The 6,000-nt window shown below is 58.3% G+C and carries 7 protein-coding genes; all 7 read right to left on the bottom strand.

The genetic code is table 11. The features are described 5' to 3' along the window. Positions 1-91 precede the first annotated feature (91 nt). Entirely contained in the window at positions 92-436 is a 345-nt protein-coding gene (locus tag H5U02_06140; GenBank protein MBC7342012.1) for a nucleotidyltransferase domain-containing protein, read from the bottom strand. Between the two features lie 358 nt (positions 437-794). After that, positions 795-1,271, bottom strand: a complete 477-nt coding sequence (locus tag H5U02_06135) for a YbaK/EbsC family protein (GenBank protein MBC7342011.1) — start codon at positions 1,269-1,271, stop codon at positions 795-797. 125 nt (positions 1,272-1,396) lie between these two features. Continuing rightward, positions 1,397-1,840 (bottom strand): DNA-binding protein, encoded by a 444-nt coding sequence (locus H5U02_06130; protein ID MBC7342010.1) that lies wholly within the window; start codon positions 1,838-1,840, stop codon positions 1,397-1,399. A gap of 366 nt (positions 1,841-2,206) precedes the next feature. Next, the gene (locus H5U02_06125; protein ID MBC7342009.1) at positions 2,207-3,856 is read right to left on the bottom strand and encodes a phosphoenolpyruvate carboxykinase (ATP); all 1,650 of its coding nucleotides are present in this window, start codon (positions 3,854-3,856) and stop codon (positions 2,207-2,209) included. A 355-nt stretch (positions 3,857-4,211) separates the two neighbouring features. After that, complete coding sequence (locus H5U02_06120) at positions 4,212-5,159, bottom strand: SpoIID/LytB domain-containing protein (protein MBC7342008.1); 948 nt, start codon at positions 5,157-5,159, stop codon at positions 4,212-4,214. A gap of 74 nt (positions 5,160-5,233) precedes the next feature. Then, entirely contained in the window at positions 5,234-5,524 is a 291-nt protein-coding gene (locus H5U02_06115; GenBank protein ID MBC7342007.1) for an RNA-binding S4 domain-containing protein, read from the bottom strand. A gap of 118 nt (positions 5,525-5,642) precedes the next feature. Beyond that, positions 5,643-5,918: an HU family DNA-binding protein gene (locus H5U02_06110; protein ID MBC7342006.1), complete on the bottom strand. Its 276-nt coding sequence runs from the start codon at positions 5,916-5,918 to the stop codon at positions 5,643-5,645. Positions 5,919-6,000 lie beyond the last annotated feature (82 nt).

Here is a 6,000-nt window from a genome sequence, read left to right as displayed (position 1 = left end):
CGGCGATCCGGAGGGGGCTTGCCTCACTTATGGGTCCGCGGGATTGAATATCGTCATCTTCAAGTCTTCCTCCGCAAACTCCAGCCAGCGCTTACTTTGGTCTTTCATACACTACTTTTCCCTTCTTGATGATCTCTTCCTTTACAAACGAACTCTCTTTGACTAAACGATCCCATTCCTCAGGCGTATAAACCAAAAGATCTAACCCCACTCTAGGGCGAAACTGCTTCAATATTTGTCCGATGCGGTCCATGAATGGTACGGTACTATGAGCGATGACAACCACATCCAGATCGGACCACTCGTGAAAAGTATTCTGGGCCAGGGACCCAAATACCAAGACCCGCTCGGCCCCGATCTTCTCGGGAACCTCGCGGATAAACCGGTTGAGCTCTTTTTTTAGAAGACCTGCTCGTTTTTGAGCGGCTGTTCCCAATCTTTCCGCCCTCCGGTTGAGCTCTTTTTTTAGAAGACCTGCTCGTTTTTGAGCGGCTGTTCCCAATCTTTCCGCCCTCCGGTTGAGCCTACCGCAGCTTTCTTTGCCCTGATTCTACCATAGCCACCGACCCTCTCCAAGTAGGAACTGCCAAGTATTGGGAACCGTGTTTGGCCAAGGTGGCAGGGAAGCTATAAATCAGCGCCTCGTTTACTGACCGGGAGACCGCGGAAAAGCGGCGGGGGAAGATGGTAACGCTAGATATGGAAGATATGCAGCTTTAGGAAGCAACCGCACTGCTAAGCAAAGTTATGCAAGAATGGGGAAGCCGTTAGCCGGCTTGCGGCATCCCGGCTTTTTACTCGGCTACGTCGGCCATTTGGCCACCGGTGATGGTAAGGAGCTGGTCCAAGGACATGGGGGCAGCAGAATGGGGGCTGCCGGTAGCTACGTAGACCACCGGGAAGCGCTCCAGGCTCTTATCAATCAGGATGGGTACCGGCTCTTTCAAGGCAAAAGGGCAGACCCCGCCCGGGGCAAAGCCGGTGAGCTCGGCTATGGTCTCGGCATCGGCCAGCCTAACCTTGCCGGTCAGACCCAGGTGGTGCTTGAGCTTGCTGCGGCTGATGCGGACGTCGCCGCTGGCCACCACCAGGACCGGGTAATCGCCGATGGTAAACATTACCGTCTTGGCAATCTGCCCTAGCTCCACCCCCAGGGCCCGGGCGGCCAGCTCTGCCGTCCAAGTGCTCTCATCAAATTCATAGATGGGAATGTCGTAAGGAAAGCGGGCTAGAAACTCCCGTACCCGCTCCACCGCATTGGTTTCGCTCATGTTTCAAGGCCTTTCCTGCTGTCGCGCCTTCGTGTCTTTGTCCCTTGGTGGCGCTACCCCGAAGTGCTGGCAGCGACTGGGCTCTGAGGCCGGTTGGCCCGTTACCTCCTCGCGCTTTCTGCCGTTTAGACTTCCAACAGCTCAAAGCCAGTCTCAGGGTGGACCTCCCGGCGGGCGGAAGTGCCCACCAGCTCCAGGATTATTACCTCGCCGATCTGCCAGGTAGCTACGCCGGCTCGGGTGCAGCCAGCCCTAGCTTCCTCGCCGCGGCCGAAGGCGGCGTGCATATGCAGCTTGGGAGTCTGGCCGGCGCCGGCAAAAATGGTCCCCACTCCCAGGGCTTCGCTAACCCCGGGTATATCGGTGACCATGGGCACGGGTGGGCGGGCGTTACCGTCCTCGGGCCCTGTCACTATTTTACTCCCCGCATCGGCTCCGCCTAAAAACAACACCAGGGCCGAGGAAATCTGGTGGGTCCTAGCAAAATCCTCAATCACATTCGGTAGCTGGTCGCCCTGTTCCAGCCGGAGGATAAAAACTCGCCCCAAACCTGCTTGCGAATACTTCATGCTCGCTCACCTATCTATATAGCTCCACCACTAGCAGCTACGACTAATGGTACCGCAGAGGGTTTCTGTTCGCAACCGGCTCGGGTGAAAACAACCCAAAAAGGTTACCGTAAGTGGAGGATCAGCCTTAAGTTTTGCCCTGAGCTATGCTAAACTTATGCTAAATCATGAAAGGAGTGGTCTCCATAATTACTGCAACAGAAAGAGAGCTTAAACGCCGAAGGCGACTGTCTTATATGAAAAATGCTCCCGGTTTGATTGAAGGTGACCTAGCACCCGATCGCAAACCGGGAGAGGACGATACCTTGGCTTTTGTTAACAAATTGCGAGCCGCCGACAGAAAAGACGAGTGGGTGCCGGCAGGACCTACCCGGCTGCGGCGCAGGCATGGTCGGCGCTAGCTTGACCCTCCGCTTTGGGCGCCTCGATGGCGCCTAGAATGTCCGGGTCTAGTCCCGGAAATTGGGCTAGCCAATTCCTCCGCTCTTCCCGCAGGCTCTCTACCCGCCGCCGGTATTCCTCGGGAGTATAGTAACTGGACGGGTCAAATAACCGGGGATCAAGGCCATCAAGCTCCGCGCCAGCGCTAGCCGCCGTACCGCCGTCCATCTCGCCTACATCCGGCACCAGGTAACCCCAGTCCAGGTCCTTTCGCCAGCGTAGCTTCCCGCTGGCGATGAGCTTCATCAGGCTGGTAGACATCTTGATGGTGATCTTTTCCCCTTCGGGAGCGGCGCTTCCCCCGGCGCCGACGCTGCCGGTATTGAAGAGGAAGCACTCGATATCCGGGTTGGCCCGCAGGATCTCAAGCAGGCGGTTACCCTCATAAGCCTCCGGTCCCACGATGAAGGGATTGGTGCCCACCTCGCGCTTGGACTGCCCGGCCTTGGTGGGATCGCCGGCGCTGGTCTCAATAGATTCCCCCAGCATGAAGAAGGCGGCCGCCTGCTCGGGGGAAAGCTTGGCTACCGGCGGGACCACGTCCTTGCGCCGGGTGATGAACAGGATCTTGTCCGCCCGCAAAAGGTCGATCTCGCCGTCGGTATTGGCCACGTCGCTCCGGGCTACCACTCCCCGGCCGTTGGAGGTGAGCTCATAGTTCTGAAAATCTACGGTGCCGTCCTCGTAGACCATGACATTTTCCAGGATGGCGGTGGGCAGAGTTGCCCCCTGGTAGAGCACCCTTTGGGAGGGCTCCAGGCCTTCGGTCTTAAAGAAGAAACCGGCCTCGGTGCCGTAGCAGTAGCCGCGCTCGTTCATGATCACCACATCGTCCTGGCGTATGATGACCCCTTCCGGAGGTTCCAAGCCATGATCGTGGACGGTGAGGGTGGTCTTGCCGGTACCGCTGAGGCCAAACATGATGAAGCCGACTTCCCTGAGCTCGCCGTTTAGCTTTACTCTTAGCACCTTGCTGCCGGCGTGGAAGCCCAGCCACCCCTTCTTCTTGGCCAGGTACATGGCCATGCGCAAAAAGGACTTCTTGCACTCACCGAAATAATCGGTGCCCAGGATGTAGGTGACGGCTGCCTCCGGGTCCAGGAAGATGATGCGTTCCGGCCATTCGGGCACATAGATGCTCACCATGTCCGGCTGAAAGCTGGGCGAGCTTAGAGCCTCGGGACTAGCGAGAGGCGGAAAGAGAGTATCGTGCCACATGTAGGCGATGCGGGCATACTCCCGGGTGATATAAAGCCGGCAGCTGAAGCGGCAGTCGGGATGCTGGCCCATGGTCCGGTCCAAAGCCACCACTTCCCTCCCGGCCAAATAGCGCTGGACTTCCTGGGCAATGGCCAAAGCCCGGTCGGGATCGATGGGAGCCTGCTTGACCCCCAGCTCCACCTCTCGGGGAACGATGTAGGTGAGCTTGGCGCTGCGGTTACGAACTTTAGTTACGTAGCTGGCGCTACCGTAGATGGTGGTGCGCTCATGATGGGAAGCAAGTTTCCTAAGCTCCTCCCGCGAGGGATTGAGAATCAAATGCGCTGGCTTAACTTCTCTCGGCAATGGTTGCATAGGGTCTTCTACCTCCGGCTATCGGTATTGGCACGCCAACCTCTATCGCCCCTCGTTTCTCCAGGGCCGTCTCGTTCCCCTAGGCTACCCCCGGGCGGCTGAGCTATCGATTTCGGCAAATCCCCTGATGGTTCGGTAACTAGGACCAGGAATCCTGCATGGAAAATGAAGTATACTGCATACTGGATTCACCACTGCTTTAGGATTATGAAAGCGGCATGGTGGCCGGTGAGGTAGCATACTAACCGGTGGATTGCCCGGAAGCTGGTCCCGGCCCGTTTCCGCAGGGGCAAGCGAGATGGCCGGGTGGACGGTGCGGGAACTAAGTCCGGGGTACAGGGCGTAGCGCCAACCGCTATTTCCAGGCCGATTCGATGCGGATGCCCCGGAAGAAATAGCGGACGATCTGCTCGGCGGAGCGCCCCTTCTCAGCCAGGGCTTTTGCTCCCCACTGGCTCATGCCTACCCCGTGGCCAAAGCCGCGGCCCTTTATGACCAGCCTGCCGTTACGGACGGCAAAATCGGTAAACAGGGTGGAGCGCACCGCCCTGGTGCCCAGGGCGGTGCGCAGGTCGGCCCCGCTAATAATGACGTTTCCCAGCTGTACGGTAATGGCCCGGCCCGATTTCCCCTGGTTGGCTATACGGGCCACGGCGGTGGGACCCGGATCCCGGCCGGTGTAGGCTCGGATGCGGTCGCGCACCTCCTCCCAGGGCACACTTACGGTCCAGGATCGGTTTTCCGGGGGGCTTGAGGAGAAGCCAGGGTCGGAGACGCTCTTTACATAAGGGGCAGTACCTTTATGATTGATGCCTTCTTGCGGCACGGCGGCGGTGCGGCCGCCGGCATCGGCGTGATACCAGGCTTCAATGAAATCGCCCTTGTAAGTTGCCACCCGGCCCCGGGTGGCCCGCACCGCCAGGCGGACATTATCGTTAATGGCCTTGGGGTTGTAGGCTTGAAATTCTTTAGGATCGCTGGAAGCATCGGCATGGCGCAAGGGCACGCCGCCCTGCTCCATCCGCTTTAAGGTAAAGGTCCGGGCCAGGATGGCTTGAGCTCCCAGCGCTTCCACCGGCCAGCTGGGCTCCATTTCCGCCGCCACCACTCCCTGGATATATTCCTCCATCGGCAGGGTGACATAATTCCCGGTCTGGCTTACATAAAGGCGAACCATGGGCTCGGGGCGAAGGGGAATGGGCTTAGGCTGGGGCCGGAGGCGAAATACCGCCCCGGGGATACCGATGGCCAAGACGATTAGAGCCGCCAGCACCAAGACTCCCGCCCGCCGGCCCCTGGGCAGGACCGAACGGGCCCGGAGGGCAAACTTTAGCAAATTAGATCGGGTACGGTTAAAATTGGGGCGCCAGCTCACTCCTATCCATCACCAGAGATATTGTCTCCTCCGGGAAGGTCGCTCATGCGCCCCTCCTCTAAAAGGCGGTAGAAGCTGAGCCCCTTGCGCCCGGCCGCCTGGTCCACTGCCAACACCTCTACTCGCCGCCAGCGCATACCTACCGCGAGATGGATAACGTCTCCTTCCTTAACCTCCGCCCCGGCTTTGGCCACCCTACCGTTAATCTGGACCCGGCCAGCATCACAAAGTTCTTTGGCCAAGGTGCGCCGCTTGACCAGCCGCGAAACCTGTAAGTATTTGTCGAGGCGCACGCTTATTCACCTTGCCTTATCCGCCAACGTTCAAAACATAAAAATCAGGTTCACGGGTTGGCGAACCTGATTTTCGATGGGGACAATCGAAAAACAGACCATTTGGCAGAGGGACAATTTACTTAGCCACGGCGTCGCGAAGCGCTTTCCCCGCCTTAAATACCGGTACCCGGGTGGCCGGAATATCGATCTCTTCTCCGGTCTTGGGGTTGCGGCCGGTACGGGCAGCCCGGTCCTTTACCTCAAAGGTACCAAACCCAACCAGCTGGACTTTGTCGCCGGCGGCCAAAGCTTCTTCGATGCTTTCCAGCACTGCGCTAACTACTCGGTCGGCCTCTTTTTTGGTGAGGTTAGCCTTCTCGGCTACGCTGCCCACTAGGTCCATTTTATTCAAACTGCATCCCTCCTGAAAATAAATGGTTTGACGCGTGCTTTATTCTATAAGGCTTGGCGGATTCCTTCCTATTTTGGAGGAT

The sequence above is a fragment of the Clostridia bacterium genome (genome assembly GCA_014360065.1).
GTDB lineage: Bacteria > Bacillota > DSM-521 > Neomoorellales > JACIYF01 > JACIYF01.
Note: the sequence above shows the minus strand (reverse complement) of the source record. Positions and strands in the feature narration are given on the sequence as shown.

Bases quoted from the DNA above. Each gene is read 5' to 3' on its own strand.
- H5U02_06135 (MBC7342011.1), bottom strand. From the start codon at position 1,271: ATGAGCGAAACCAATGCGGTGGAGCGGGTACGGGAGTTTCTAGCCCGC.
- H5U02_06130 (MBC7342010.1), bottom strand. From the start codon at position 1,840: ATGAAGTATTCGCAAGCAGGTTTGGGGCGAGTTTTTATCCTCCGGCTG.
- H5U02_06125 (MBC7342009.1), bottom strand. From the start codon at position 3,856: ATGCAACCATTGCCGAGAGAAGTTAAGCCAGCGCATTTGATTCTCAAT.